Source organism: Mycobacterium sp. 012931 (assembly GCF_000419295.1).
Classification (GTDB): Bacteria; Actinomycetota; Actinomycetes; order Mycobacteriales; family Mycobacteriaceae; genus Mycobacterium; species Mycobacterium marinum.
This window is the reverse complement of the sequence record NZ_AOPX01000001.1, coordinates 3,347,145-3,372,019: the sequence shown is the minus strand read 5'-3', so window position 1 is coordinate 3,372,019 and position 24,875 is coordinate 3,347,145. Positions and strand designations below refer to the sequence as shown.

General features: G+C 65.1%; 16 protein-coding genes and 5 pseudogenes. 15 read left to right on the top strand and 6 right to left on the bottom strand.

Annotated features, from left to right (window positions below; all coding sequences use genetic code 11):
• Positions 1 to 457: 457 nt before the first annotated feature.
• Entirely contained in the window at positions 458 to 961 is a 504-nt protein-coding gene (locus tag MMSP_RS14830; protein ID WP_020787281.1) for a zinc-binding dehydrogenase, read from the bottom strand.
• A 7-nt stretch (positions 962 to 968) separates the two neighbouring features.
• On the opposite strand from MMSP_RS14830, the pseudogene MMSP_RS14825 reads away from it, so the two are divergent.
• From MMSP_RS14825 to MMSP_RS14805, 5 genes and pseudogenes are all read left to right on the top strand, one after another.
• Positions 969 to 3,674: pseudogene (locus MMSP_RS14825) on the top strand (MFS transporter); the annotation flags it as partial.
• 413 nt (positions 3,675 to 4,087) lie between these two features.
• Positions 4,088 to 5,110: an AAA family ATPase gene (locus tag MMSP_RS14820; RefSeq protein ID WP_020787279.1), complete on the top strand. Its 1,023-nt coding sequence runs from the start codon at positions 4,088 to 4,090 to the stop codon at positions 5,108 to 5,110.
• Between the two features lie 109 nt (positions 5,111 to 5,219).
• Positions 5,220 to 6,900 (top strand): annotated as a pseudogene (locus MMSP_RS14815) (DHA2 family efflux MFS transporter permease subunit).
• A 53-nt stretch (positions 6,901 to 6,953) separates the two neighbouring features.
• Positions 6,954 to 7,490 carry a peroxiredoxin-like family protein gene (locus MMSP_RS14810; protein ID WP_012394661.1) on the top strand — a complete coding sequence of 179 codons (537 nt, stop codon included), beginning with the start codon at positions 6,954 to 6,956 and terminating at the stop codon, positions 7,488 to 7,490.
• A gap of 26 nt (positions 7,491 to 7,516) precedes the next feature.
• A pseudogene (locus MMSP_RS14805) lies at positions 7,517 to 8,241 on the top strand (hemerythrin domain-containing protein).
• Positions 8,242 to 8,459: 218 nt separating this feature from the next.
• On the opposite strand, the gene MMSP_RS14800 reads toward MMSP_RS14805, so the two are convergent.
• The gene (locus MMSP_RS14800; protein WP_020787276.1) at positions 8,460 to 9,281 is read right to left on the bottom strand and encodes a class I SAM-dependent methyltransferase; all 822 of its coding nucleotides are present in this window, start codon (positions 9,279 to 9,281) and stop codon (positions 8,460 to 8,462) included.
• 296 nt (positions 9,282 to 9,577) lie between these two features.
• Here MMSP_RS14800 and MMSP_RS14795 point away from each other — a divergent pair, with 296 nt between their 5' ends.
• Together MMSP_RS14795 and MMSP_RS14790 are read left to right on the top strand one after the other, a co-directional pair.
• Positions 9,578 to 10,642, top strand: coding sequence for a cupin domain-containing protein (locus MMSP_RS14795; RefSeq protein WP_020787275.1), 1,065 nt, complete (start codon positions 9,578 to 9,580; stop codon positions 10,640 to 10,642).
• A 145-nt stretch (positions 10,643 to 10,787) separates the two neighbouring features.
• On the top strand, positions 10,788 to 12,119 hold the full coding sequence (locus MMSP_RS14790) for a PE family protein (RefSeq protein WP_020787274.1): 1,332 nt from the start codon (positions 10,788 to 10,790) through the stop codon (positions 12,117 to 12,119).
• Between the two features lie 55 nt (positions 12,120 to 12,174).
• Here the strand turns inward: MMSP_RS14790 and MMSP_RS14785 are convergent, their stop codons facing one another.
• Together MMSP_RS14785 and MMSP_RS14780 are read right to left on the bottom strand one after the other, a co-directional pair.
• On the bottom strand, positions 12,175 to 13,008 hold the full coding sequence (locus MMSP_RS14785; RefSeq protein WP_036427291.1) for an enoyl-CoA hydratase-related protein: 834 nt from the start codon (positions 13,006 to 13,008) through the stop codon (positions 12,175 to 12,177).
• A complete protein-coding gene (locus MMSP_RS14780) occupies positions 13,005 to 14,417 on the bottom strand; it encodes a DUF2254 domain-containing protein (protein ID WP_012394669.1) in 1,413 nt (470 codons plus the stop codon). The genes MMSP_RS14785 and MMSP_RS14780 overlap by 4 nt, the downstream gene beginning before the upstream one ends.
• Before the next feature lie 279 nt (positions 14,418 to 14,696).
• Here MMSP_RS14780 and MMSP_RS27555 point away from each other — a divergent pair.
• Both MMSP_RS27555 and MMSP_RS27550 read left to right on the top strand, forming a co-directional pair.
• Positions 14,697 to 15,869 (top strand): annotated as a pseudogene (locus tag MMSP_RS27555) (NAD(P)-binding protein); the annotation flags it as partial.
• Positions 15,843 to 16,589 (top strand): acyl-[acyl-carrier-protein] thioesterase, encoded by a 747-nt coding sequence (locus MMSP_RS27550; protein WP_036427289.1) that lies wholly within the window; start codon positions 15,843 to 15,845, stop codon positions 16,587 to 16,589. The pseudogene MMSP_RS27555 and the gene MMSP_RS27550, both read left to right, overlap by 27 nt.
• 167 nt (positions 16,590 to 16,756) lie before the next feature.
• Here MMSP_RS27550 and MMSP_RS26865 read toward each other — a convergent pair whose 3' ends face one another.
• Positions 16,757 to 17,068, bottom strand: coding sequence for a hypothetical protein (locus tag MMSP_RS26865; protein WP_131807378.1), 312 nt, complete (start codon positions 17,066 to 17,068; stop codon positions 16,757 to 16,759).
• Here MMSP_RS26865 and MMSP_RS14765 point away from each other — a divergent pair.
• The 6 genes and pseudogenes from MMSP_RS14765 (at position 17,014) to MMSP_RS14740 (ending at position 23,709) form a co-directional block, all read left to right on the top strand.
• Positions 17,014 to 18,435: a cytochrome P450 gene (locus MMSP_RS14765; RefSeq protein WP_015355745.1), complete on the top strand. Its 1,422-nt coding sequence runs from the start codon at positions 17,014 to 17,016 to the stop codon at positions 18,433 to 18,435. The two genes, MMSP_RS26865 and MMSP_RS14765, sit on opposite strands and share 55 nt — an antisense overlap.
• Before the next feature lie 304 nt (positions 18,436 to 18,739).
• The gene (locus MMSP_RS14760) at positions 18,740 to 19,246 is read left to right on the top strand and encodes a TetR/AcrR family transcriptional regulator (RefSeq protein WP_235065752.1); all 507 of its coding nucleotides are present in this window, start codon (positions 18,740 to 18,742) and stop codon (positions 19,244 to 19,246) included.
• 121 nt (positions 19,247 to 19,367) lie between these two features.
• The gene (locus tag MMSP_RS14755; protein WP_015355743.1) at positions 19,368 to 20,450 is read left to right on the top strand and encodes an LLM class flavin-dependent oxidoreductase; all 1,083 of its coding nucleotides are present in this window, start codon (positions 19,368 to 19,370) and stop codon (positions 20,448 to 20,450) included.
• A 40-nt stretch (positions 20,451 to 20,490) separates the two neighbouring features.
• On the top strand, positions 20,491 to 21,273 hold the full coding sequence (locus MMSP_RS14750; protein WP_020787268.1) for an SDR family oxidoreductase: 783 nt from the start codon (positions 20,491 to 20,493) through the stop codon (positions 21,271 to 21,273).
• Between the two features lie 104 nt (positions 21,274 to 21,377).
• Positions 21,378 to 22,632 (top strand): annotated as a pseudogene (locus tag MMSP_RS14745) (acyltransferase).
• A gap of 165 nt (positions 22,633 to 22,797) precedes the next feature.
• Positions 22,798 to 23,709 carry a universal stress protein gene (locus MMSP_RS14740; RefSeq protein ID WP_020725455.1) on the top strand — a complete coding sequence of 304 codons (912 nt, stop codon included), beginning with the start codon at positions 22,798 to 22,800 and terminating at the stop codon, positions 23,707 to 23,709.
• A gap of 428 nt (positions 23,710 to 24,137) precedes the next feature.
• On the opposite strand, the gene MMSP_RS14735 is transcribed toward MMSP_RS14740, so the two are convergent.
• Positions 24,138 to 24,824 carry a TetR/AcrR family transcriptional regulator gene (locus MMSP_RS14735; RefSeq protein ID WP_081435712.1) on the bottom strand — a complete coding sequence of 229 codons (687 nt, stop codon included), beginning with the start codon at positions 24,822 to 24,824 and terminating at the stop codon, positions 24,138 to 24,140.
• Between the last annotated feature and the right edge of the window lie 51 nt (positions 24,825 to 24,875).

The following is a 24,875-nucleotide window of genomic DNA, read 5'->3' as shown; positions in this document are numbered from 1 at the left end:
GCAGTGGTTAACTTGACATAATGTCGCTTATCGGCACATTGGGTGGCATATATAGGGATCGCCACACACGTCTTGGTGACCGTCGCTTGTTGACACAGCCAGGTCTCCGACGTCGCCTGCCAACACCGCCACGACGACATCGACGGCGATGTGCTCGCCCGACCTTCCCCGCGCCATGCGCACACGTTTTCGTCACGTGACAATAGCCAACGAGCGCATCTCCACAAACTATCGAGGCGATCATCGCGACGAGTCATCCCGAACGGACCGGCCGCGGATCCACACAACACACGGGACCGACCCGATTGCATGACCCCGCTTTGACCATCCGCGGATCTACCCCCCGTGCGTACCCCCCACCACCCAAAGAGCCCGCACCCGAGCCCCAGATCGAGGCCTAGCGCAGCACAGTTACGTCACGTGACGTAATGGCAATCGATGGGCGAGATCCCCGAGCTCAATGGCCAGACGCGTCGAGTACGAAGATCGGCTTATGCCCGGCCTGCTTTGAGGTGAGCACCTCCGGCATCTCGTCCCATCCGTAGATCCCGGAGGTGACCAATTGGGGATGCAGCACATTCGCGGCAACCGCGTCGAGTGTCGGCGTCATGCTGGGCCGAGCGTGACCTTTGCCGTTGTGAAAATGGACTCCACGCATATATAGCTGCAGCATCGGCAACGCGACATCCTGGAAGTAGATGCCCACACTGTTGACATGTCCTTCCGGCACCACCGACCGCAGCGCCATCTTGAGCCGTTCGGGATCGGCAGAGGCATCCACCGCAAGATCGAAGTTTTTCTCCCGCTTGCCGTTGATGTCGGCGACTTCGGCTCCAAGTTGCTCAGCGACCGCCATCCGCACCGGGTCGTCGTCGTAGTAGACCGTGTGCGCACCAGCACAGTGCACCGCGGCGTCAACGCAGTAGAGCCCGATCGAACCCGTACCCCCGAAGACCGCCACCCGCGGGTCACTCGGGCTCGTCGTGGAGAGCTTTCCCGCCGAGCGGCGAGCCCACGGGGTGAACCTGTGGGGTGCCGCCGGGGCGATCGCGGCCGGTCTCGGCCCACCCATTGGGGGCGCGCTCGTCGAGGCGCTGAACTGGCGCTGGGTCTTCTTGGTGAATCTGCCGCTGGGCATCGTGGCAGTGCTGGCCGCGCGCCGGGCGCTGGTGGAGAGCCGGGCTTGCGGGCGTCGACGGGTGCCCGACGTTCGGAGCGCGGCGATGCTGGCCACTGCGCTGGGACTGCTGACCCTGGGCTTGATCAAGGGCCCGGACTGGGGCTGGTCCAGCCTGCCCGCAATCGGGTCCTTGGTGGCCGCGGCGCTGGCGATGATCGGATTTGTCGTGAGCTCGCGAAACCACCCGACGCCGCTGGTGGAGCCGGCGCTGTTGCGCATCCGCTCGTTCGTGGCCGGCAGCGCACTCACCGCCATCGCGAGCGCCGGCTTCTACGCCTATCTGCTTACCCATGTCCTGTTCCTGAGTTACGTGTGGGGTTACACGCTGCTACAGGCCGGCCTGGCGGTGTGTCCGGCCGCGATCATCGCGGCCGTCACCGCGGGGCTGCTGGGCCGGGTTGCCGACCGGCACGGCTACCGCGTCATCATCGGCGTCGGCGCGCTGATCTGGGCCGGCAGCCTGCTGTGGTACCTGACCTGCGTCGGGACCACCCCCAACTTCCTCGGCGAATGGCTTCCCGGCCAGATATTGCAGGGCATCGGTGTGGGCGCCGCGTTCCCGCTGTTGGGCAGCGCCGCCCTGGCCGGGCTGGCCTCGGGCAGCAGCTATGCCACCGCTTCGGCGGTGACCGGAACCATCCGCCAGGTCGGGGCCGTAATCGGCGTCGCGCTGCTGGTGATTCTGGTGGGTACACCGGCGCCTGGTGCGGCTGAAGAGTCTCTGCGCCGCGGCTGGACGATGGCGGCGATCTGCTTCGTCGCCGTCGCGCTCGGCGCGGTTTGGCTGGGCCGCATCCGCCCTGCCCCCGCAGAGGCCGTCACGCCCGAATCCGTACCGCCGGCGCAGACGCCCCTACCGCAGCCGAGCGTGGCCCCAGTTGTGTCGACTTCCCCCGATATCGACGTGCTGCAGGCCGTGCCCGACCTGCATCGCCACGCCGAACACGTTGAGCTGCAAGCGGGTTCGTACCTGTTCCGGGCCGGCGACGTATCGGACTCGCTCTACGTGGTGCGCAGCGGGCGCCTGCAGGTGATCGACGAACACGGCTTGGTGGCCGAACTGGGTCGCGGCCAGCTGGTGGGCGAAGTCGGGGTGCTGCGCGACGCGCCCCGCAGCGCGTCGGTCCTGGCGGTGCGCGACTCGTCCCTGCTGCGCGTGCCCAAGTCCGAATTCGCCAAGATCGCCGACGCGCGGCTGCTCGGTGTGTTGGCCTCGGTACTGGCCAATCGTCAGGTGCCGACATCGCGCACGGCTAGCCGGCCGCCGGCACGAGAGGTCGTCGTCGCGGTCATCGGTGTCGACGCCGGCGCGCCCGCGACGGTGGTGGCCACCGAACTGTGCGCCGCCCTGTCCCAGCGGCTGCGGGCGGTGGCCCCCGGCCGGGTCAACGCCGACGGGCTGGAGCGTGCCGAGCGGTCCGCCGACCGGGTGGTGTTGCAGGCGACGGTCGGTGACGGACCGTGGCTGGACTTCTGCGTGCGCGTCGCCGATCGGGTGGTGCTGGTGGCCCGGGACTTCTTGGCGCCTCCTCGGCGACTAACGGCCAAAGCACCGGGCGTCGACCTGGTCCTCACCGGCCCCTCGGCGGCTCCCGTGTACCGGCGGGAGTGGGAGGAGTTGATCACCCCGCGGTCGGTGCATACGGTTCACCCCGCAACGATTGCCGACGACCTGCGCCCTCTGGCCGCGCGCATCGCCGGCCGTTCGGTCGGGCTGGTCCTTGGCGGCGGCGGTGCGTTGGCGTGTGCCCACCTAGGCGTGTTGGAGGAGCTGGAGGCGGCCGGGATCACCGTCGACCGCTACGCCGGCACCAGTATGGGCGCGCTCATGGCGGCGCTGGCCGCCGACGGCGTGGACGCGGCCGGAGTGGACGCCTACATCTACGAGTACTTCGTGCGCAAGAACCACAGCGACTTCACCCTCCCGAGTAAGGGATTCCTGCGGGGGAAGCGCACCGAGGTCGCCCTGCGCAGTGCCTTCGGGGACCGGCTGGTCGAGGAGTTGCCGAAGCAGTTCCGCTGCGTCAGTGTCGATCTACTGGCCCGCCAGTCGGTCGTGCACCGCAGCGGTCTACTCACCGACGTGATCAGCTGCTCGATGCGGCTGCCGGTGATGTACCCGCCGATGGCCCATGCGGGGTCCCTGCACGTCGACGGCGGCATCCTCGACAACGTGCCCGTGACCGCGCTCGCCGGGCCGGAAGGCCCGGTGATTGCGGTGAACGTGGCCGGCGGCAATCGGGACAGCGCTCCAGACAGTCGGCATGGTAAGCGGCTACAGGTGCCAGGGATCACCGATACCCTGTTGCGCGCGTTGACGATTGGCAGCGCGATGACCTCCTCCGAGGTACTAGCGCACGCCGACGTGGTGATTCAGCCCAATCCCAGCGGCATTGGGTTTCTCGAGTTCCACCAGATCGACCGCGCCCGTGAGGCGGGACGGATGGCTGCTCGCCAAGCGCTGCCGCAGATCATGAAGCTGGTGTTCCCGTGAACCGACAGGCCGCCAACAAATCCCCCCTGCCTGACGCACCAGGACGCCAGCGGGGTTGGGCGTGAACCACCCACCGCCGGTGGCACCGCCAGCAAACTGAGTGGTCCCCCGTTTTCGACGCCCGCCCAATCTTTTGAATGCTGCGCAGAAACTTGCCGCACCGTCAGAGATCGGCGTTTATCCTGGTGACCATCATGTTTTACCCCACGGTGGTGTCCTACGGGCTACGCGAGACTGCGCGCAGGCGCTGGGCGACGAGATAGTGCGGCGATGACGCAGATCTTCGGCGGCTACCCGCGGATGAGAGGCGTCACACGGCAGTTGCTCGGGCGCACCGTCGGGGAGGCGCCGACGGTTGGATCCGATCGGCCCAGCGGTAGGCCCGGAAGCCCCGTCACCGCGGGAGCACCCTCGTGACTCACGGCATGGTGCTCGGGAGGTTCCTGCCACCCCATGCCGGACACGTCTATCTCGGCGAGTTCGCAAGCCGATGGGTGGATGATCTGACCATCGTGATCTCGGTACAGGACGAAGACCCGATTTCGGGTACCCAACGATTTGCCTGGATGCGTGAGCTGTTTCCCTTCGACCACGTGGTTACCGTTGCCGTGGAAAACCCACAGCATCCGCCGGAGCATCCGTCGTACTGGGACATCTGGAAGCAGCGCCTCGAGCGGGTACTCCCCCGGCGCCCCGACTTCGTCTTTGCTTCCGAGCCTTACGGCGAGGACCTCGCCAAGGTTCTCGGAGCGCGTTTCGTGGCGGTCGATCAAGCCCGCAACATCGTTCCGGTGAGCGGAACGCGCATCAGAGCGGACCCGCTTGCCTACTGGCGCTACATCCCACGGTGCGTGCGGCCTGCCTTCGCGAAGCGCATCAGCATCATCGGCCCCGCATCCACCGGTAAGACCACCCTCGCACGAGCCCTCGCAGAAAGGCTCGGAACGACGTGGGTGCCGGAGTGGGCAAGGACACCGCGGGGGCTCAATCCCGACTCGCTAGAGGATTGGACCGAGATCGTTCGCGGACAAATCGCGTCGGAAGAGGCGCTGGCCCGCAATGCCGATCGCATCCTGATTTGCGACACCGGTCCCCTCGCGACCACCGTATGGGCCGAGTTCCTGCTTGGGCACAGCCCGCGCGAACTCGACTGTTGTGCCCGGCGTCCTTACGATCTCACGCTGCTCACCAAACCCGATCTGCCCTGCAACGCAAACCAGAGGGGTGGCCGGCCCGGCGATCGCGGCGAGTTCTTCGCGCGCTGCCAACACGCCCTGAAGACGGCCAGACGCCCGTTCGTGGTGGTCAATGGCGACTGGGACGAAAGGACGTCGACGGCTCTGCGCGCCATCGAAGAGCTCACTCCTGCGGTCCGCGTGAAGGACAGCGGTGTGGACCGCGCGGAACGCCAAGTTGGGGCGTCGCGCTCCCCGTGACAAATTCCATCACCCCCAGTCGGCGCCAACGGCCGGCTCTAGCTCCAGCGGCGGACGCGTCCCCGACCCCAACTTCCGGCGTGGCCCAAGGGTTCCGGATCCTATGGTGATGCGCCGCGCGGGCACCCCGCGCCGACCGAGATCACCGGACACTCATCCGGACAACCGAGACCAACACAGCTATCCGGACCGGGCTGGACGCCGGACTGTGGCGGATTGCCGGCGTGTGCGTTCTGGGCTCGATCATGACCATGGTGGACACCAGCGTCGTCACCGTCGCACAGCGCACATTCGTCGACACCTTCGGTTCGACCCAGGCCGTCGTTGCCTGGACGATCACCGGCTACACGCTTGCGTTGGCTGCTGTGGTCCCCCTGGCAGGCTGGGCGGCCGACCGATTCGGTACCAAACGAATGTTCATGGGTTCGATATTGGTGTTCACCCTGAGCTCACTTCTGTGCGCGATTGCGCCAAACATCGCCCTGCTGATCGCTTCTCGAGTGGTGCAGGGTCTCGGTGGCGGCATGCTGGCGCCGCTGGCCCTGACCATCGTCAACCGCGAGGCGGGCCCCAAACGGGTTGGCCGTGTGATGGCCGTGCTGGGGATTCCGGGTGTGCTCGCTCCGGCTTTTGGTCCCGCCTTGGGCGGCTGGCTCATCGACAGCTATAGCTGGCAGTGGATCTTCTGGGTCAACTTGCCGGTCGGGGTGGTCGCGGTGGGTCTGGCCGCGGTCGTGTTCCCTCGAGATACGCCCGCACCGTCGGAAACCTTCGACGTCGTCGGGATGCTGCTGCTGTCGCCGGGCCTGCCGGCGTTTTTGTACGGGATGTCGGAAATCCCCATCTATGGCACCGTGGCCGATCGCCACGTGTGGGTACCGGCGGGAATCGGTATCGCCTTGATAGTCGGGTTTGTGTTTCATGCCCTCTACCGCGCGGACAAGCCCCTCATCGATCTGCGCCTGCTCACCAACCGCGCGCTCACCTTGGCCAACGTGGCGATGTTTCTCTACATCGTCTCGACTTTCGGCGCCGGGGTGCTCTTTCCCAGCTACTTCCAACAGCTGCTCGACCACACCCCGCTGCAAGCCGGGATGAGCTTGCTGCCCCGCGGAATCGGCGCCGCGCTGGCAGTGCCGTTGGCGGGAGCGTTGGTGGACAGACGCGGTGCTCGCGGGGTACTCGTCATCGGCGTCACGCTGATTGCCACCGGTATGGGCGTCTTCGCCTTCGGGGTCGCCACCCAGCGCGACTACCTTCCGATGCTGTTGATCGGTCTGACGATCCTGGGCATGGGCATGGGCTGCACCAGGATGCCGCTTGTCGCGGTGGCAATGCAGAGCCTGGCCCCCAACCAGATCGCGAGGGGTTCAACGCTGATCAAAGTCAATCAGCAGATGGCAGCCGCGGTAGGCACCGCGCTAATGTCGGTGATCCTGACCAGCCAGCTCAACAATGGCGAAAATGCCTCCGGCGCCAGCAAGGCCGAGATCTTGCGTGAGCACCGACCCGGCGTCCCCCTTGACCAGCCCGTGTTGCACGAACTTTCGCGCGCGTACAGCGTGGTGTTTGTGGTGGCAGTCGTCCTGGCGGTGTTGGCCTTCATACCGTTGGCTTTCTTGCCGAAATGGTCGGCGCTGACCGCACTGAGCCAAACGTCGTCGCTCGAGCGCACGCCCGAACCCGACGCTGCACCCCATGGCCGGCAGTCGCCACCAGAAGACACCCGGCCCGGCGCCGGCCGCAACAGCTCATCGAACGACCTGACGCCGTTCGGGCCGGATGGCTGAATCATGCAGCGCACTGGGTACCCGGTGTCGGAAGCTCGTGGTTGGCTGGTTGCATGCGAAGAATCGAAGTCGGTGACGTTCTCGCCGCGCATCAACTCAGCGACATCCATGACCAGACGGTGCCAGTGCCCGACCCGGATCACCTGGTACATCTACAGTTCCGCCGCTTCGCCGGCTGCCCGATCTGCAACCTTCATCTCCGGTCGATCAGCGGACGACACGATGAGATCGTCGCCGCCGGAATCCGAGAGGTCGCGGTGTTTCACTCCAGCGCTTCGGCGATGCGTGAGTATCAGGCGGAACTGCCCTTCGCGACGATCGCCGACCCCGCCAAAGAGCTCTACCGCGAGTTCGGTGTCGAGTCCTCGCCGAAAGCCGTGCTAAGCCCACGGGCCTGGATGGCCGCGAGCCGGGGAATGAAGGGCCAATCGTGGCGCGGCGCCGCGGGGATCGGTGAGGGACACTTGGGACTTCCGGCCGACTTCCTCATCGGTTCAGACGGCCGGGTGCTGGCCACCAAATATGGAAACCACGCCGACGATCAGTGGTCGGTAGACGAACTATTGGACCTGGCCGCCTCCTCCCGCTGAGGCGGCTGGTCACGAGAGGTGCGATCGTGATCGATGAGCCACACCGGCCCCTGAGCCGCCGTCGCCTCTTCGGAATCGCGATGCCCGTAACCGGTGCGATCGCCCTGTCGGCTTGCACCGGTTCACCGCGCAAGCCAGCCGACGCGGGCGCATCCTCATCCGAGCAGGTGACCGTCACCGCTCCCGAAGACCTGATACGCGAGCACGGGGTCCTCAAACGAATCTTGCTGATCTACCGAGAAGGGATCCACCGCCTGCAAGTTGGCGATCCGGCTCCCACACAAGAACTCAACGCCAGCGCTCAGATAATCCGAGCGTTCGTCGAGAACTATCACGAAGCCCTCGAAGAACGATATGTCTTTCCCATGCTGGAGCAGGCCGGAAAATTCACCGACACCACTTCCGTACTGCGCACCCAGCACCAACGAGGCCGGGGAGTCACCGACCGGATTCTCGCCGCTACCGCCGCAGCGGGTAGCGCGCCCGGCCAGCCAGGGCGAGACGCCCTGGTCCGGGATATGACGGCGTTCATCCGAATGTACGAGCCGCACGAGGCACGCGAAGACACCGTCATCTTTCCGGCGTTGCGGGACGTGATGCCGGCCGGAGAGTTCCGCGACCTGGCCGAGGGTTCGAAGACGAGGAGCACCGGCAGTTCGGCCAGGCCGGTTTTCAAGGGGTGGTCGACCAGGTCGCCGATGTCGAGAAAGCCCTCGGCATCTACGAGCTGGGCCAATTCACGGCCAGCTAGCCCCGCCTGCGCAACGCCTGCCGCCCTGCACCGAAATCGCCCTCTCCGAACTGACGAAATGCATTGCTAGGCAACATTTCCCGTTCAATCACACCATTTGCACCGAATAGTTTTCCAATGCCATACATACTGTTTGGCATTGGCAGGCATCCAACGAGCGGCTAGCGACGGCACCTAACTAGACGGGGGCCGAGCGAGGCCCCGAGTTGTGGCCTGAACTAGAACGCAAACCGGTTGAGCACGTCGAAGTTTCGCACCGGTGTGGCATAGACCAGCCGCCATAGCAGTCGTATCGGCGCCGAGGGTATGCGTGCACAAAGCGCCCCAACATGGGTCTGCTCGAGGAAGCGCAGCCGCGGGTTCCATTGCTGGAGGTCCCGCACGTCACTGATACCCCACTTGGTGATGCCCTTGGTAAAGGCCTTGGACAGCCGCGGCCCCAACGGCGACGTTGTGTCAAAGGCAAGCTCCCCGGCACCAAACCGATCCGTCACACGCTGCAGCAACATCCGGACCTCCGGCTCGGTGAGATACATGAGCAGGCCCTCTGCGACCAGCAGCGTTGGGCGATCGGTGGGTATCTCGTCCAGCCACGCCTCATCGGTCACCGACGACCCGATCATCCGGTAGCCGACGCAGTCGTCGTAGAGCTTGCGCCGCAACGCGATCACATCCGGTTGATCGACGTCGTACCATTGCGCGCTCTGTGGCGGGTGCAGCCGGAAGGCTCGGGTATCCATGCCGCACCCCAGGTGCAGAACCACGGCGTTGCGATGGCGCCCCAGAAAGTCCGTACACCAGTCATCGAACTGCTTGGCCCGCATGGTGACCATGTATTGGCTGGTTGCGGGCCACATGGTGCGGTCCATGCGGCCCCAGTCGTATTCGATGCGCTGCACCGCCTCCGCTGCCGCCGTGTCGCCCAGAATTGGCGCCGGCGAGCGGCTCTCGCATGCCCGCAAGTACAGCGTGCAGAGATTTGTCCACTCCACCGACCCCCACCGCACATCGCTGAAGTCGACCTTGTGCGTCTCGGTCATTGCTGCCTCCGTTTGCCCGATTACGACTGCCGCTACGAACGCCGCCTTACCCCGAATTGTGCAATGCCACTCGAGTATCAGAATCCTCCCCACCAGGGCGACCTCCACGATGCCACCGATACGAACTACCCGACAGGCCTGGGCCTGCGATCAAGGCCCCGTTTCGCATTGATAGGCGCCGATTGTTGAACCATTCGAGATCAGTCTTGGACGGTCACTCGCCGGCGCTGCGACGATCCGAGGTATGGCAAAGGCATCGACCCAAGCCGGTTGCCGCTACCGGAGAGGAACCTTCAATGACCACGACGTCCGACCGCCTCACCACCCACGCCATCTCCCTGTGGGATGGCGAAATCGTTGAGGAAAGCGACCTGGGTTCGATCCGCCGAGTCACCGCTGACACCTTCCCGATCCTGCGAGGCATGTCGATCAAGCGAGTGCTGATCAACCCGGGCGCGATGCGTACCCCCCACTGGCATGCCAACGCCAACGAGCTGACCTACTGCGTGTCCGGAACCTCACTGGTGTCAGTGCTCGACAGCGGAAGCCAGTTCTCGTCATTCACCGTCAGCGCCGGCGAGATGTTCCACATCGACTCGGGGTCGCTGCACCACATCGAGAACATCGGCGAGGACGTCGCCGAGTTCATCATCGCCTTCCGCCACGAACGCCCCGAAGACTTCGGCTTGGGCGCTGCGTTTGGCGCGATGACCGATGCCGTGCTGGGCAACACCTACGACCTGGACGCCGCCGCGTTCGGCACGATCCGTCGTCGCGCCTCCCACCGAGCGCTGGCGGCCCGATCCGGCCCTGCGGTGGCCCCCGGCACTGCCTGGTACAACGACCCGCACAAGTTTGCGGTGGAGGCTCAGCAACCGCCCATCAGCGTCGCGGTCGGTTCGGCGCGGCTCGCGCGGGTGCAGTACTGGCCGGCGTTGAAGGACTTGTCGATGTACTCACTGCGGATCAAGGAGGATGGCATGCGCGAACCGCATTGGCACCCCGTCACGGCCGAAATGGGTTATGTACAAAAGGGTTCGGCCCGGATGACAGTCATGGACCCCGATGGCACCCTGGACACTTGGCACCTGAACGCGGGAGACGTCTACTTCATCCCGCGCGCCTATCCGCACCACATCGAGGTGATCGACTGCGACGAGTGGCACTTCACCATCTTTTTCGACCAACCCACACCCGGCGACATCGGCTACCGCGCTTCGGTGAGCGCCTACTCGCGCGAGGTGCTGGCCGCCACCTTCAACACCCACATCGACGACCTGCCGGACTTCCCGTTCACCCGGACTGACCCCCTGGTCGTCAATCGCATCAATCCCGTCGACCGGCACCTGGTAGGTGAGTGACCGCAAGCCGGCCGAAACCGGACAGCTGCGAATGTGAACGCGGGCCCCGACCAGGTAACGACGAAAGTCCCTAGTGGAGCTGGCAAGGTGCTGCGATCGTTTCTGCCATGCCAATGGGTCGATGATGACCGGGCAGGAGGTAGACATGTCATTTCTCACCGTGCTGCCGGACATGGTGGCCACGTCCGCGGAAAATCTGGTGGATGTTTGTTCGACGCTGGGGGTGGCGAACGCGGCGGCCGCGGTCCCCACGACGAGGATAGCAGCCGCAGCCTCCGATGAGGTATCCACCGCCATTGCAACGCTATTCGGCTCCTACGCTCAGGAGTACCAAACCCTCAGCGCCCGGGCGGCAGCATTTCATGACGAGTTCGTGAGCGTGTTGAAAGGCAGCGGGGCCGCATACCTAAGCGCCGAAGTCGCCAACGCCGAGCAGAATCTGATCAAGACGGTGAACGCGCCCGCTCGAGCATTGCTCGGGCACCCGTTGATCCCCACCGATGGTTCCGCAACCGCTGGCCCCGGCACTGGCGTCATCGGGACCGCAGGCCTGCGAACCGTCGATGCCGTAGCGACTGCGGTGCGTAGCGGCGCGAACGCCACACTTGGCCGGGTCACTGCGGCCGAGTCCGTGGTTGCCGCCTCGGCCACCCGGGTCGCCAGCGCGGCCACGCTCCTTCCCGGGCACGTCGCGGCCAGCGTGGAATCCGTTTCCGCATCGTTGCCTGCCTCGCTCGCGTCGCTGTCGCTGCTCGGCTCCACCGCGGCACCGGCGGCACAGGCGACGGTGGACATTGCCGCCCCGTACCAGGAACTGATCGAGAACACGGCCGCCAACCTGCAAAGCCTGGGCAGCACGTGGGCCGCCAATCCGGCGCCCTTCTTGAGTCAGATCCTCGCCAACCAGCTGGGTTACGGGCAAACGATCGCCACGTCGCTGCAGAACGCAGCCCAGGACCTCGGTGCCGTGCTGTATGACCCGTCGGCGCTGAATCGGGCGTTGGCTGACCTATCCCCGATCTCGGCCATTGGGGGACAGATCCAGCAAAACCTCATCAATCTCGGTGGCACAGCACTCACCGACGTGGCACCCGCGGTGGCGTTCGTGGCAGCAGGTCCCGCGCTCAGCACACTGCAGGGGTTCGGAATTAGCTTGAACGCCTTCACCACCGCGGTGCAGAGCGGGGACATTGCGGGGGCATTGGGCGCCCTCGTCGATGCTCCTGCTGTCTTGGCCAACGGCTTCCTCAATGGTGGGGTGACGCTGCCGTTGTTGCTGCCGATCGGTCTGGGATTCGTGGTCCTCGATGTCCCGTTCGACGGGATTCTCGTTGCTCCACATGCCACCACAGCGACCGTGACCTGGTTCCTGCCGTATTTTCAGGAGGTTGTCTCGGGTCCCACCGTTGGCGGCATCGTTAGCACGCTATTGACCTCTGTGCCACAAGAATTAGCGACGGCGATCACTCCCGCCTAGCCGTCCAAGCTGCCGCCCTTCACCGACATCTGTCGGCACGGGGTAGCCGCGGTTGTCACGGTTGCTCCCGATGATCGGGTGCGGGCAACGGTTTCCACGCCGATGACACCGACGCGCTCCAACGTGGGGCGCGGTGCTGCAGGAACGCCTCGACTCCCTCGCGTGCATCGGCACTGCCCATGACCCGCCGATGCAGTTGTGTCTCCAGCTCGGCGACCTGACGCGGTGTGTAGCCGTTGATCAGGGTGTCCCACAGCAGCCGCTTGCTCAGCGCGACCGACATCGGTGCGGTGTTGGCCGCGATGTCGCGCGCCACGGCCATTGCGTGTCCGAGCACGTGCGGACCCGGCAGTGTTCGGGTGGCGATTCCCATGGCCAATGCCTCCGCGCCGTCGAACGTGCGCCCGGTCAACAGGATGTCCGCTGCCGCCGCACTGCCCACCAGATGCGGCAGGGTCCAATGCGACATGCAGTCGGCAATGACTCCGCGACGGACCTGCACGACCGCGTATTTGGCGAACTCCGCCATGATCCGGATGTCGGCTTGCAAGGCGATGGTCAGACCGATCCCGATGGCGTGGCCGTTGACTGCGGCGATGACGGGCGTGCGCAACTCGAATGCCGCGGGATCTATCGGTGCTGCGGTAAACCCGCCGCCACCGTCGGGCGCGTCAAAAGGATTTGTGTCCCCGGAGAAATCGGCGCCGGCGCAAAACGCATCACCGGCTCCGGTGACCACGATCGCGCGCACCGCATCATCGTCATCGCACTGCCGGTAGGCCGAGCTGAGCGACAGTCCCATCTCGGCGGTGTAGGCGTTGCGGCGCTGCGGACGGTTCAGGGTCAATATCGCGATGCCGTCGGTGACGCTCACGGTGAGATCGGTCATGTCGAGGTACCGATCGCCGGTGACCACCGCCGATCCATCGCCGCACGAACTTCGCCGGCGAGTGCATCGAGCTGAGCGCTCACGCTGGCATCGAAGCCCTGTTCGGCGATGGCCTGCTGAACGCGGACGAGCCGGCCGGCGACGGCACGTCGATGCACCGGCAGCCGCGCCGTCCAGGCTAGTTCGCGAAGCAGCGACAGCAGTCTGGCCAGCACCACCGGATCTCTGGAGCCATACTGCTGCACCTGCGTGCACACGACATCAAGTAGCGCGGCCAGGTCCGGCGCGGCGACGACTACCCGGGGCGCCCCGTCGTCGTCGCGCAGCACCCGATAGCCCAGCCGGTAGTTGACGAGGTCACACAAAACGGCCGCACAAGAACTCAAGCCGTGCACCGCGGTGGTCGGGTCGTTGATGCCCGGGGAAAGTGCCCGGATCACGACATCGGTGAGCTGTCGCAGCCCGTAGCTGATGTCTTGGGTGCTGGTGCGCTCCATACCGGTGCGCATCGCAGCGCAGACGCGTTTGCGCAGCGACGCCAGTCTTTCCGCATCAAGCGGACACGACGGATCCGCCGACCAGCAGAATGCGGCCGGCACGCCCGCGATCAGCGAAGATCCGACTTGACGGTCGAGCCAGACGACGGCGTCGGCGTCCACCGCTGCGGCCAGGACGGCGCGCTCATCGACTTCCACCAGGAAACCCGACGCTTGGGTCACGATCATCGAATGCGCCGTCGGAGGTGATGGAATGCGGTCGTCGGGCTCGTCGTCATCGAGCGGATCCAGCACGCGGTGGGCGGTCGCGGTCGCCTCAGCCGAGACGTGGCCGAGCATCATCTCGATCCGGATCTGACGCACCAGATGGCCCAGAAACAAGACCAGGGCCAGCACACTCACCATGGCCAACAGATAGGACAGCGTTACCGCGATCTGGGGAACGAACTCGGCGCCTTCACCGCGCTTGTTGCGGACGCTGCGCAGGACCGTCAGCGCATAGGCGAACGTGGCGAGGAACACCGCCAGCGTGCGCTGAACGAAATGATCGGCGGCGAAGGTGCGGAGCAGTCTGGGCGTGTACTGACTGCTGGCCAGCTGCAGGGTGATCAGGGTCAACGAGAACGTCAACGACGTCACCGTCACCAACGAGGTCGCGATCGCGCTCAGCAGTTCCCGCGCCGCATCGGCGCCACCACCGAATATGTAGCTGGTCAGCGCGGGCGGCATGTGCGGATCGACGGCGCTGTCGACTTCGGGTAGCGCCAGCCCAACCGCGATCGCCATCACTACGCCCAGTGCCGGCGTTGGCCACAATCGGCTGCGCAGGCCTTCGGCGATCGCGACTCGACGCTGGGTGAGAGCCTGCAGAAAGCCCCGCAGGCCCGAATTCCGCTCACCCCCGCGCGACACCCGGCTACCCGCCGCCCGAGCCTGATCGATAGGTGCGTTCTCGGGTGTTCGGGTCCGTCATGGGGCCTCCTCAAACATGCAGCCCAACCAGTCATACACCCGGAGGTGCTCCGCAGACACCCCTGCGGGCTCCCGCGCGTCGCTTGCCGCGGCCCATCCACGGTCGGTCCAGTGGCGCGCGGGCTTAGACTCCATTCGGCGCGGCGGTAGCAAAGGAGCGCTTCGCCAGGGCGACGGTGGGTCGCGTACCGTCAGCGGCTTCAGTGTCGCCCCATACCGATGCGCGAAGGAGAGCATGTGCAGGCGCCAGCAAAAGCCATTGAAGCCGATTACCTCGTGGTGGGAGCCGGTGCAATGGGAATGGCGTTCACCGACACGCTCATCACCGAATCCGATGCGCGGGTGGTTATCGTCGACCGCGCGCATGCGCCGGGTGGGCACTGGACCACGGCTTACCCCTTCGTACGGCTGCATCAACCGTCGGCGTACTACGGCGTCAACTCACGGCCATTGGGCAACAACACCATTGACGCCGTCGGCTGGAACCAGGGGCTGAACGAACTCGCACCCGTCGGCGAGATCTGCGCCTACTTCGACGCCGTCATGCAGCAGCAGTTTCTTCCCACCGGCCGGGTCGAGTACTTCCCGATGAGCGAATACCTCGGTGATGGCCGGTTCCGGACCCTGGGTGGAGCAGAACACCAGGTCACCGTCAGCCGTCGCATCGTCGATGCCACCTACCTGCGTGCCGTCGTGCCGTCCATGCGGCCGACGCCTTACCCGGTGGCGCCCGGGATCGACTGCATTGCGCCCAACGATCTGCCCAAGTTCACCGGAAAAGATCGGTACGTGATCGTCGGCGCGGGCAAGACCGCCATGGATGTCTGCCTTTGGTTGCTACGCAATAGCGTCGATCCCGGCCAGCTGACCTGGATCAAGCCCCGAGACGCGTGGCTGATCGACCGCGCCACGCTGCAGCCCGGGCCGACATTCATCAAGCAGTTCCGCGATAGTTACGGCATCACTCTCGAGGCAATCGGTAGAGCAACATCGATCCGGGATCTGTTTGACCGGCTCGAAAAGGCCGGAACATTGCTTCGGCTCGACCCTGCGGTACGGCCAACCATGTATCGGTGCGCGACGGTGTCACAGCCCGAATTCGACCAACTGCGCCGCATCGAGGACGTGGTGAGGATGGGCCACGTCCAGCGCATCGACTCCACCGAGATCGTGCTCGACGGCGGATCGGTCCCCTGCTCAGCGTCGGGCCTCTATGTCGACTGCACCGCCGACGGCGCACCGCAGCGCCCGGCCAAACCCGTCTTCGACGGCGATCACCTCACCCTGCAGGCGGTACGCGGATGCCAGCAGGTATTCAGTGCCGCCTTTACCGCGCACGTTGAACTCGCCTACGACGGGGACGAGGTGAAAAACCAGGGAACGCCGGAGCCCTGCGCCCTCCCCGGTGCTGGATACGTATACCGAACAAGCTGGCGACTGGCCACCACCGATATCGACGAACACATGCGGCTACGCCTCGATGGTGTCGCGCGCTACATCCAAGAAGTCGGCGCCGAGCATCTCGCCGATGCCGAATTGGCCGAGGTCCACCCCCATTGGATCGTCCTGCGCACCGTGATCGACGTTATCGAGCCGATCGAGCTACCCAGCGAGATCACCTTCCGCCGTTGGTGCGCAGCCCTTTCCACCAGATGGTGCAACATGCGCGTTCAGTTGGAGGGCTCGCACGGTGGACGGATCGAAACCGAAGGCTTCTGGCTGTGCGTCAACAAGGACACCTTGACTCCGTCACGACTCACCGATGCTTTCCTGACCCGCTTCGGCAGCACCACCGACGACCACCGGCTCAAGTGGCGGCCTTGGCTCACCGAGCCGATCACGGCCGGTGTGGACACACCTTTTCCGTTGCGTCGCACAGATATTGATCCGTTTGAGCATGTCAACAACACCATCTACTGGCACGGCATACACGAGATACTCAGCCAACAGACGACCTTGACGGCCCCCTACCGCGCCGTGCTCGAGTACCGCAGCCCGATCAAGTTTGGCGAAACGGTCACCATCCGCTCCGAGCAACGCGACGGGGTGACACACCTCCAGTTCACCGTCGGTGACGACGTTCGCGCGGCGGCCCTGTTGCGCAAGCTTTAGCGCGGTTATCTCCCGTGCCCGATCCCCAGCGGCGATCGGCCGCTCTGGACCGAAACGCCGATCGAGATCGTCCACCCGGATACTTGTGGACCCCCCAAATATCCTTGCGCTAATTCTATTGATGAATTCTAGTTCTAAATTCCAATTGTGAATTCTAGTTACGCATTCTAGTCATGAATCCAGTATTGGTTGCACGGTGTCGCGAGCTTTGGTAATTTGACACCGACGGCGTCAGAAAAATTGTCCGATTTGCAGACGGCAGAATTTGCATGAGTCTTCAGCCGCAACAGTCTTCGCAGGTAGTGCCAACGTAGCGTTAAGGTTTCGATGTTTGAAGCATTGAAACCAATGGCATCTACGCCAAAATAACGGCAATTGACCGCATAGTCGACTTTTATAAAAGCACGAGCCATAGGATTTGCCAGTGCCCCATAATAATTCTGGCGTTCTGCCGCCAGGGCCACCACTTTCTCGGTCACTACAAGCCGCATTGATGTTGCTGCGCGGGCCGCAATTTCTGGCCGCCTGCCGGCGCCGGTACGGCGACGTATTCACACTGCGGATCGCGAGGATGGGCACGCAGGTATACCTGGCCGATCCTGGCGACATCAAGACGGTGTTTACCGGCGATACCCACATCTTCCACGCGGGCGACGCGAATGCGCTGTTGAGCGGCTTGATCGGGGACAGCTCGTTGATGGTGCTGGATGAAGAAGCGCATCGATGCCGGCGACGCACCATGCTGGCCCCCTTCCACCGCGACGCCGTTGCCCGCCAAGCCGGGCTGATGGCTGAGATCGCCGCGGACAATGTCGCTGGGTGGCCGGCGGGAAGAACGTTCCCGGTCACCGTGAGGATGTCTGAGATCACTTTGGAAGTGATCCTGCGGACGGTAATCGGCGCCACCGACCCGGCTCGCCTCGCGGCGCTGCGCACGGCCGTGCCGCGGCTGCTGAGCATGGGCCCTTGGGGCACCTTGGCGCTCGCCAATCCGAAGCTTCTCAGCCGCCGTCCGTGGCGAGGGCTGCGAAAGCGAATTGCCGATGTGGATAACCTCCTGTACGCGGAGATCACCGACCGTCGCAACGACGCTGAACTAGGCAAACGCGCCGATGTGCTGGCGATGCTGATCCGCACTGAAGGCAACGACAATGCAATGACGGACCGCGAACTACGTGACCAACTCGTCACGTTGCTAGTGGCCGGGTATGACACCAGCGCGACAGGCTTGGCCTGGGCGCTAGAGCGCCTGACCCGCCACCCAACGATCTTGACGAGGGCGGTGGCGGCGGCCCACGCCAGCGCGGCAGGCGATGCCGCCGGCGACGAATACCTCGACGCGGTAGTAAAGGAAACGTTGCGGATCCGCCCGCTGGCATTCGCGGTGGGCCGGGTGCTTGCAGCGCCCGTCGAGGTGGCCGGCTACCAGCTACCGGCTGGGGCATGGGCGCTGCCGGGAATCGGGCTGGTGCATGCCAGCGCCGCGCTCTATCCCGATCCCGACCGATTCGACCCAGATCGGATGATAGGCGTATCTCCGGGGCCGACCACCTGGCTACCGTTCGGAGGCGGCGCTCGCCGCTGCCTCGGGGCCACCTTCGCCCTCGTCGAAATGAGAGTTGTCTTACGTGAGGTCCTGCGGCGGGCCGAATTGATAACCACAACGGCGGCCGATGAGACGCCGACGCTAAAGTACGTCACCTTGATACCAAGCCGCGGCGCGCGCATCAGCGTCCGGACAATCAAGAACATCCCGCCGGCGTCGCCGGTGGGAGCGGAAAAGCCGGCAACAACTCCGGGGTGCCCCGCCACGGAGAATGTTGGCGCTACCCGGCCGGCGTTTTAGCCGGAGACGTCCTGCGCACTAATCATTCGCGCTTGATTCCGGTGGTATCTAGGTCGCCGCTGTCCAAGCACGATGAAAGATGCGGATCAAAAGATCTGGGGGGGACGGATATCAAGGACGAGCAGCCCATTCGACCATAGCGACAGCGCAGGGTGCGGATCGCGCATGTTCGGAGTCCGGACGAACGTCGGCATCGGACGGCCGCATCCACGAGTCGGGGTAAATGGGTCCGGGCCGCCGTTCTGCCTCTCGACAGTGCCGCACCATTGTCTCGCGGTGTGAATTACATTACGATCCGATCGTAATGGAGTCAACGGCATGGACTGACCAGCCCGAACCTCGAGTTCGATCGCAGGGACGACCGAGGGATGCCCGCATCGATGCCGCGGTGTTGCGTGCGACGACCGAGCTCCTCGAGGAGATCGGGTATGCCCGGCTCACCATTCCCCTGGTCGCGGCGCGGGCCGGCGCCACTCCCCCGGCCGTCTACCGCCGGTTCCCCACCAAGATCGAGTTGGTATACGAGGCGGTCTTTCCCAACCCGACCAGTACCGAGCTGCCGTTGACCGATGGACTCGAATCGGGCATCCGCGCACTACTGCGTGCCGCCATCGATCTGTTCAGCAGACCGGCGGTGCATTCCGCGTTGTCCGGGCTGATGGCCGAATTGCCCTCCGAGCCCGGCCTTTCGGCCCGGCTACTCAGCCGGCTACAGAGCAGCAGCTACGGTCAACTGCAGCGCTTCCTCGACCACGCCGCGGCCAGCGGGCAAGCCCCCCCGACGTCGACGCCCGGATCTTGCTGGACATGATCGGCGGAACCGTGATGATGGCCCTGGCAAACGAACGCGATCTCGATGCCGCTTGGATGGACCACACCACCACACTGCTGTTGGGCGGGCTGGCCCGGTGAGCGAGTCAACGCGGCGCGCCATGCAGATGATCGCGTCCTGGCCGCCACGAATGGACCTCAAGGACGTCGCCGCTTGGGCACAGCGGGTGGAGCGGCTGGGCTTCGACGTGATCCATGTTCCGGAAACCATTCATGACGCGTTCACCGTGGCAACGCTGGCGCTGACTCATACCCAGCGAATCATCGTCCGCACCAGCATGATCGTGGCCTTTCCGCGCAGTCCGATGCTTACCGCCTACGCCGCATGGGATCTGGCGAAGTATTCCGATGGCCGCTTTGAGCTCGGGATCGCCTCGCAGGTGCGCGGCAACATCGTCGGCCGATTCTCCACCGAGTGGTCGGACCCGGTGTCGCGCCTGGGCGACTACGTGAATTCGCTACGCGCGATTTTCGATTCGTTCCAGACCGGCGCGCCCCTGCATCACAGCGGACCGCACTACCGATTCGAGCGGCTGCAGCCCTACTTCAACCCGGGCCCGATAGCTCATCGGGCGCCGCGGATCTGGACCGGTGGGGTGAACCGGCGCATGTGCAACCTGGCCGGCGAGTTGTCGGACGGCTTCGTGTGTCACCCCACCAACTCACACCCGCGCGTGCTGCGGGCGAGCACGCTTCCCGCTCTGGCGCAGGGGGCCGCGACCGCCCAGCGAGCCGACGGCGGTCCCGCCGTGGTGACCAATCCCCAGCCCATGATGGCCGCGACCCACGATGGCGTCGAACGCCTCCGCGAGCCCCGTCGCGCCGAGTTGGCGTTCCTGTACAGCACCCCCGCGTATCGCCGACAGCTGGAGTACTTCGGCCTCGAAGATGTCGGGCTGGCCCTCTCCGAGATGGCCCATCGGGCGGACTGGACGGATCTCGCCGGCCACCTCACCGACGAAGTAATGGATCTCGTTGTGCCCCAGGGCAGCTACCCGGAGATCCCCCACATCCTGGCCGAGTGGTATTCGGGCGTGTGCTCGGGGATCAGCTTGTCGGTTCCGGGCGATGCCGAGGACGACGCCAGCCTCGCTGAGCTCGTCGGACGGTGCAAGCACATCGAGCCCGCGGCCGCACTGGCGCCACCGGAGGTGGACGAATCGGCGGAATCCCGACCAATATGAACCTAGGTTCGGCAACGCAACGAAGCGACGAGGAGAGGCTATGGCTGGGCGGTTGACCGGAAAGGTCGCATTGGTCAGTGGCGGCGCACGCGGCATGGGCGCATCGCATGTTCGGGCGCTGGTGGCCGAAGGCGCTCACGTGGTCCTCGGCGACATCCTCGACGACGAGGGCAGGGCCGTCGCCGCCGAACTGGGCGACGCGGCCCGCTACGTCCACCTCGACGTCACCCAGCCCGAGCAGTGGACGGCCGCGGTGGACACCGCGGTCAACGAGTTCGGTGGACTGCATGTTCTGGTCAACAACGCCGGCATCCTGAACATCGGGACCATCGAGGACTATGCGCTGTCGGAATGGCAGCGGATCCTCGACATCAACGTCACCGGTGTCTTTTTGGGGATCCGCGCCGCGGTCAAGCCCATGAAGGAGGCCGGCCGCGGATCGATCATCAACATCTCATCGATCGAAGGGCTGGCCGGCACCATCGCCAGCCACGGCTACACGGTCAGCAAGTTCGCTGTGCGCGGGCTGACGAAATCCACCGCACTCGAGTTGGGGCCCAGCGGCATTCGAGTGAACTCGATCCACCCCGGGCTGGTCAAGACGCCAATGACCGAGTGGGTCCCCGAGGACCTGTTCCAGACCGCACTGGGCCGTGCCGCCGAACCCATGGAAGTCTCCAATCTGGTCGTCTACCTGGCCAGCGACGAGTCGCGTTACTCGACTGGCGCGGAATTCGTGGTCGACGGCGGCACCGTGGCCGGCCTCGCGCACAAGGACTTCAGTGCCGTCGATGTCGCGGCTCAGCCGGAGTGGGTGACGTAATCGGCAAGCGAAGGGGCGACCGAGCCCGCCAGGTCGATCATCAGGCAACGCCAACCGAAACGCGGCCCAACACAGGCGCCAAGAAACCGGTGCGCGACCTTGCGGTGGACTACTACCGCGTCTCCGGTGTGGTGCTCATCGTCGCAGGGCATTGGCTGGCCGTATCCGTCACCTATCACGATGGGCGGTTCGGTCGGCAGAACCCACTGGTGGAGTTGCCCTGGACGCAGTGGCTGACCTGGCCATTCCAGGCGGTGCCGGTGTTTTTTTCTGGTCGCCGGCTATGCCGGTGCGGTGTCGTGGCGACACCATTACGACGGCGACCGTGCCTCGCGCGAGGCTTGGGTGCGGCATCGGCTGGCCCGAGTGCTCGGCCCCACGGCGGTGTATGTCGGGCTGATCTCGGCAATAGTGGTCGCGCTGCGCGGTTTCGGCGTGCCCGGCTCGGTGCTGGATTATGCGGGTTGGGCGGTGGCGATGCACCTGTGGTTTCTCGCCGTCTATGTGGTGCTCGCGGCCCTCACCCCCATTGCCATTGCCGCACATGATCGCTGGGGCTTGGTCGTACCGCTGGCACTGGCGGCGGCCGTGGTGGCGGTAGACGCGGTTTCCCTGGGGGGCCATCTCCCCCAGCTGGGCTGGCTGAACTACTTGTTCTGCTGGGGCATGCTCTACCAGCTCGGAATCGCTTGGCAAACGGGGCTGTTGACGGGCAGCCGACCCGCGGTGCTAGCTGCCGTGTCAGCGATTGCGCTGACCCTGTTGATTTGGATCGGCCACTATCCGATCAGCATGATCGGCGTTCCCGGCCAAGCCGTACAGAACACCACACCGCCCACGGCTGCCATGCTGGCGTTCGGATGCCTGCAAGCCGGAATCGCGGTGATGGCCGCGCCTGCGCTCAATCGCGCACTGCGATCCGGACGGGTTCATCGGGTGCTGTCGTTCGCCAACAACAACGTGATGGCGCTCTATCTGTGGCACATGGTGCCGGTCGTGATCGTGGCCGTCGTCGCCTATCCGGCTGGGCTGTTGCCGCAACCGGAGCTCGGAACAACGGCTTGGTGGTTGGCCCGCCTGGAGTGGGAGGTGGTGCTGATGCTGGTCACCGCGGTCGAGATGGTGATGCTGTGGTGGCTTCGGCGCCTCTTCGAGGCTCCGCTGCCCACGGTCGGTGTGGCGCTGCCGGCGCGGTGGGCCGAGTCGGTCATGCTGACCGGCGCCGCCATGTCAGCGTACTTCCTGTGGTTCATCGCCACCGAGGGCTTCGCACCGTCCGGCAGATTTCCATGGGTAGCCGCGATCGTTTTCGCCTTCGGGTTGGCGCTAGTGGCCTGCCGCCCGGCTAGGGCCGAGTGAACTCCCCCACACCGCGACGCCAACACCTGACGGGCGAGGGCCGGCCGCGCACCGAAAAGGACCGGCCGTGCCGGAAACCCGCGACGGCAACCACAGTCACTGATTCGCCCGCCAACCCCACGGCGCACCGATAGCATCCAAGGGCAGGGGGAACGAGGCAAACCAATGTCCAGGTTCGGCAAACATCCCGGGATTGTGGTCGGCGTCGACGGTTCGCCCGGTTCCAAGATCGCGATCCGCTGGGCTGCGCGCGACGCCGAGTTGCGCAACGTTGCACTGACTTTGGCTCATGTGCTGCCCACCACCGCGGGGACCCGGCTGAGTTCCTCGTTAGCTCCGCAACACACCGGCAAACTGCGAGAACGCGGCCAACAACTGCTCGACGAGGCCCTGCAGATCGCCAACGAAAGCTGTCAGCGCGGCCCGAACCAGATCAACCTGGAAATGCCCAGCGGGACGGCGGTGTCTGCGTTGGTCGACATGTCCAAAAACGCCGACTTGCTGGTGGTCGGATACCTCGGTACCGGCACCCTGCGGGGACGCCACCTGGGCTCGGTGAGCGCCGGCCTCATCTATCACTCGCACTGTCCCGTGGTCGTCATCCACGATGACGTCGACTTGAATCCCGACAGGGAGCGGTCCACGGTACTGGTCGGCATCGATGGCTCCCCGACTTCGGAACTGGCGATCGCGCTCGCATTCGACGAGGCCTCACGTCGCAAGGTCGATCTGACCGTGGTGCACACGTGGCAACCGCCGAATGTGTTTGATCCGATCGTCGGCTTTCCCGGTCCGGGCTGGCGGACGCTGCGTTCCCGAGAGGACCAGATCGTGGCCGAGCGACTGGCCGGCTGGACCGAGAGGTACCCCGACGTCGCCGTTCACCGCATCATCGCGCGCAACAACGCCGCACCTGAGCTTGTCGACAGCTCGACGCAAGCCCAGCTGGTGGTGATCGGCAGCCATGGCAGCGGCGGATTTGCCGCAATGCTGTTCGGTTCGGTCAGCGCCGCGGTGGTGCTACTGACCCATGTTCCGGTCATGATTGCGCGACGATCGCCGCCGACGCCCGGCTAACTCTGCCCGTAAAGCGCTGTGCGACAGCGACTCTGACGAGAACCAAGCCACCGGCCAGGCGGCCGGCAAGCCATTCGGGTTGCGCTGGTCATATGGGTAGCCTACCCTAACTTCCAGCGACAGAAAGGCTGGTTGCACGCCCATGCTGCCCATCGATCCACACGCCGATGCCTCCCGACGGGCTTGGCTACCGTGCCCACGCTGCCCGTGGGGCCGCGACACATACCAGGACTGCCGTAGCGGCCGCAACTGCGGCACCCATTGGCAATATCTACTGAGCAATCGCGCGACCGAGTTGCACCTGCAGTGCCCGAGTTGTGCGGCCCTGTGGTCGACGGATACGCGAAATCGTCCGCGGACCCACGCCGTCGGCCAACACTAGGGCTACCTGCGCGAAAAGCGGCAAACACGCCGCCCCAGGGCGGTCATCACGCGGCCGAGTCGGGTTGATCCCAGCCGTCCAGGTCCGGCAGTGGGCGTCGACAGATGGCGCGAGCCTGCTCGGCATCGAGTCCGAATAAGCGCAATAGGTCTTCGGTCACCGCGTCGGCGGCCGCACAGCCGTCCCGTTGCGGGTCGGCCCGCAACAAGGTGCCCAGGCCCAGCAGCGCCCCGCCGGCCATGGCCAGCGCTAGTTCCGGGTCCTCTACCCGAAACCGACCCGCATCGGAAGCGGCCTTGATGTCACGCAGGGCCCGAGGAGCCAGTCCCCGGTCCGAGGACAGCAGGGCCGCGCCATTGGCCAACAGGATCTCGCTCTCTTGCGGGCGGCGCCGGAAGAGTCTGCCAGTCAGCCGAAAACTGGCAGCAAACGTTTCGGCGGGGTCTTCGATCGACGCGGTACACCGGTCCAGCAGCGCCCCGTGTGCGTCCAGCACATCGGCGACAGCGGCCTCGAACAACTGCTCCTTGCTATCGAAGTGGTTGTAGAACGAGCCCATGCCGACGTCGGCAGCTTGGGTGATTTCCAGCACCGGCACATTGAGTTTGCCTTCGGCGATCAATCGTTGCGCAGCCCTGAGAAGGGCCGTGCGGGTGCGCCGCTTACGCCGCTCCGAGCGGTTCGCCTGGGCGGGCGCGCCCCGATCCGATGTCGTCACCAAAGCAGTATGCATCACTTGTGATGATTTCGTCAGAAATGTTGACCGAGTGGCGCCTCGTATGTG

Excerpts from the sequence above, each read along its gene's own strand:
- MMSP_RS14800 (WP_020787276.1), bottom strand. The coding sequence starts at position 9,281 with ATGACCGAGACGCACAAGGTCGACTTCAGCGATGTGCGGTGGGGGTCG.
- MMSP_RS14790 (WP_020787274.1), top strand. The coding sequence starts at position 10,788 with ATGTCATTTCTCACCGTGCTGCCGGACATGGTGGCCACGTCCGCGGAA.
- MMSP_RS14810 (WP_012394661.1), top strand. The coding sequence starts at position 6,954 with ATGCGAAGAATCGAAGTCGGTGACGTTCTCGCCGCGCATCAACTCAGC.
- MMSP_RS14750 (WP_020787268.1), top strand. The coding sequence starts at position 20,491 with ATGGCTGGGCGGTTGACCGGAAAGGTCGCATTGGTCAGTGGCGGCGCA.
- MMSP_RS14795 (WP_020787275.1), top strand. The coding sequence starts at position 9,578 with ATGACCACGACGTCCGACCGCCTCACCACCCACGCCATCTCCCTGTGG.
- MMSP_RS14755 (WP_015355743.1), top strand. The coding sequence starts at position 19,368 with ATGCAGATGATCGCGTCCTGGCCGCCACGAATGGACCTCAAGGACGTC.
- MMSP_RS14785 (WP_036427291.1), bottom strand. The coding sequence starts at position 13,008 with ATGACCGATCTCACCGTGAGCGTCACCGACGGCATCGCGATATTGACC.
- MMSP_RS14740 (WP_020725455.1), top strand. The coding sequence starts at position 22,798 with ATGTCCAGGTTCGGCAAACATCCCGGGATTGTGGTCGGCGTCGACGGT.
- MMSP_RS14735 (WP_081435712.1), bottom strand. The coding sequence starts at position 24,824 with ATGCATACTGCTTTGGTGACGACATCGGATCGGGGCGCGCCCGCCCAG.
- MMSP_RS14760 (WP_235065752.1), top strand. The coding sequence starts at position 18,740 with ATGGAGTCAACGGCATGGACTGACCAGCCCGAACCTCGAGTTCGATCG.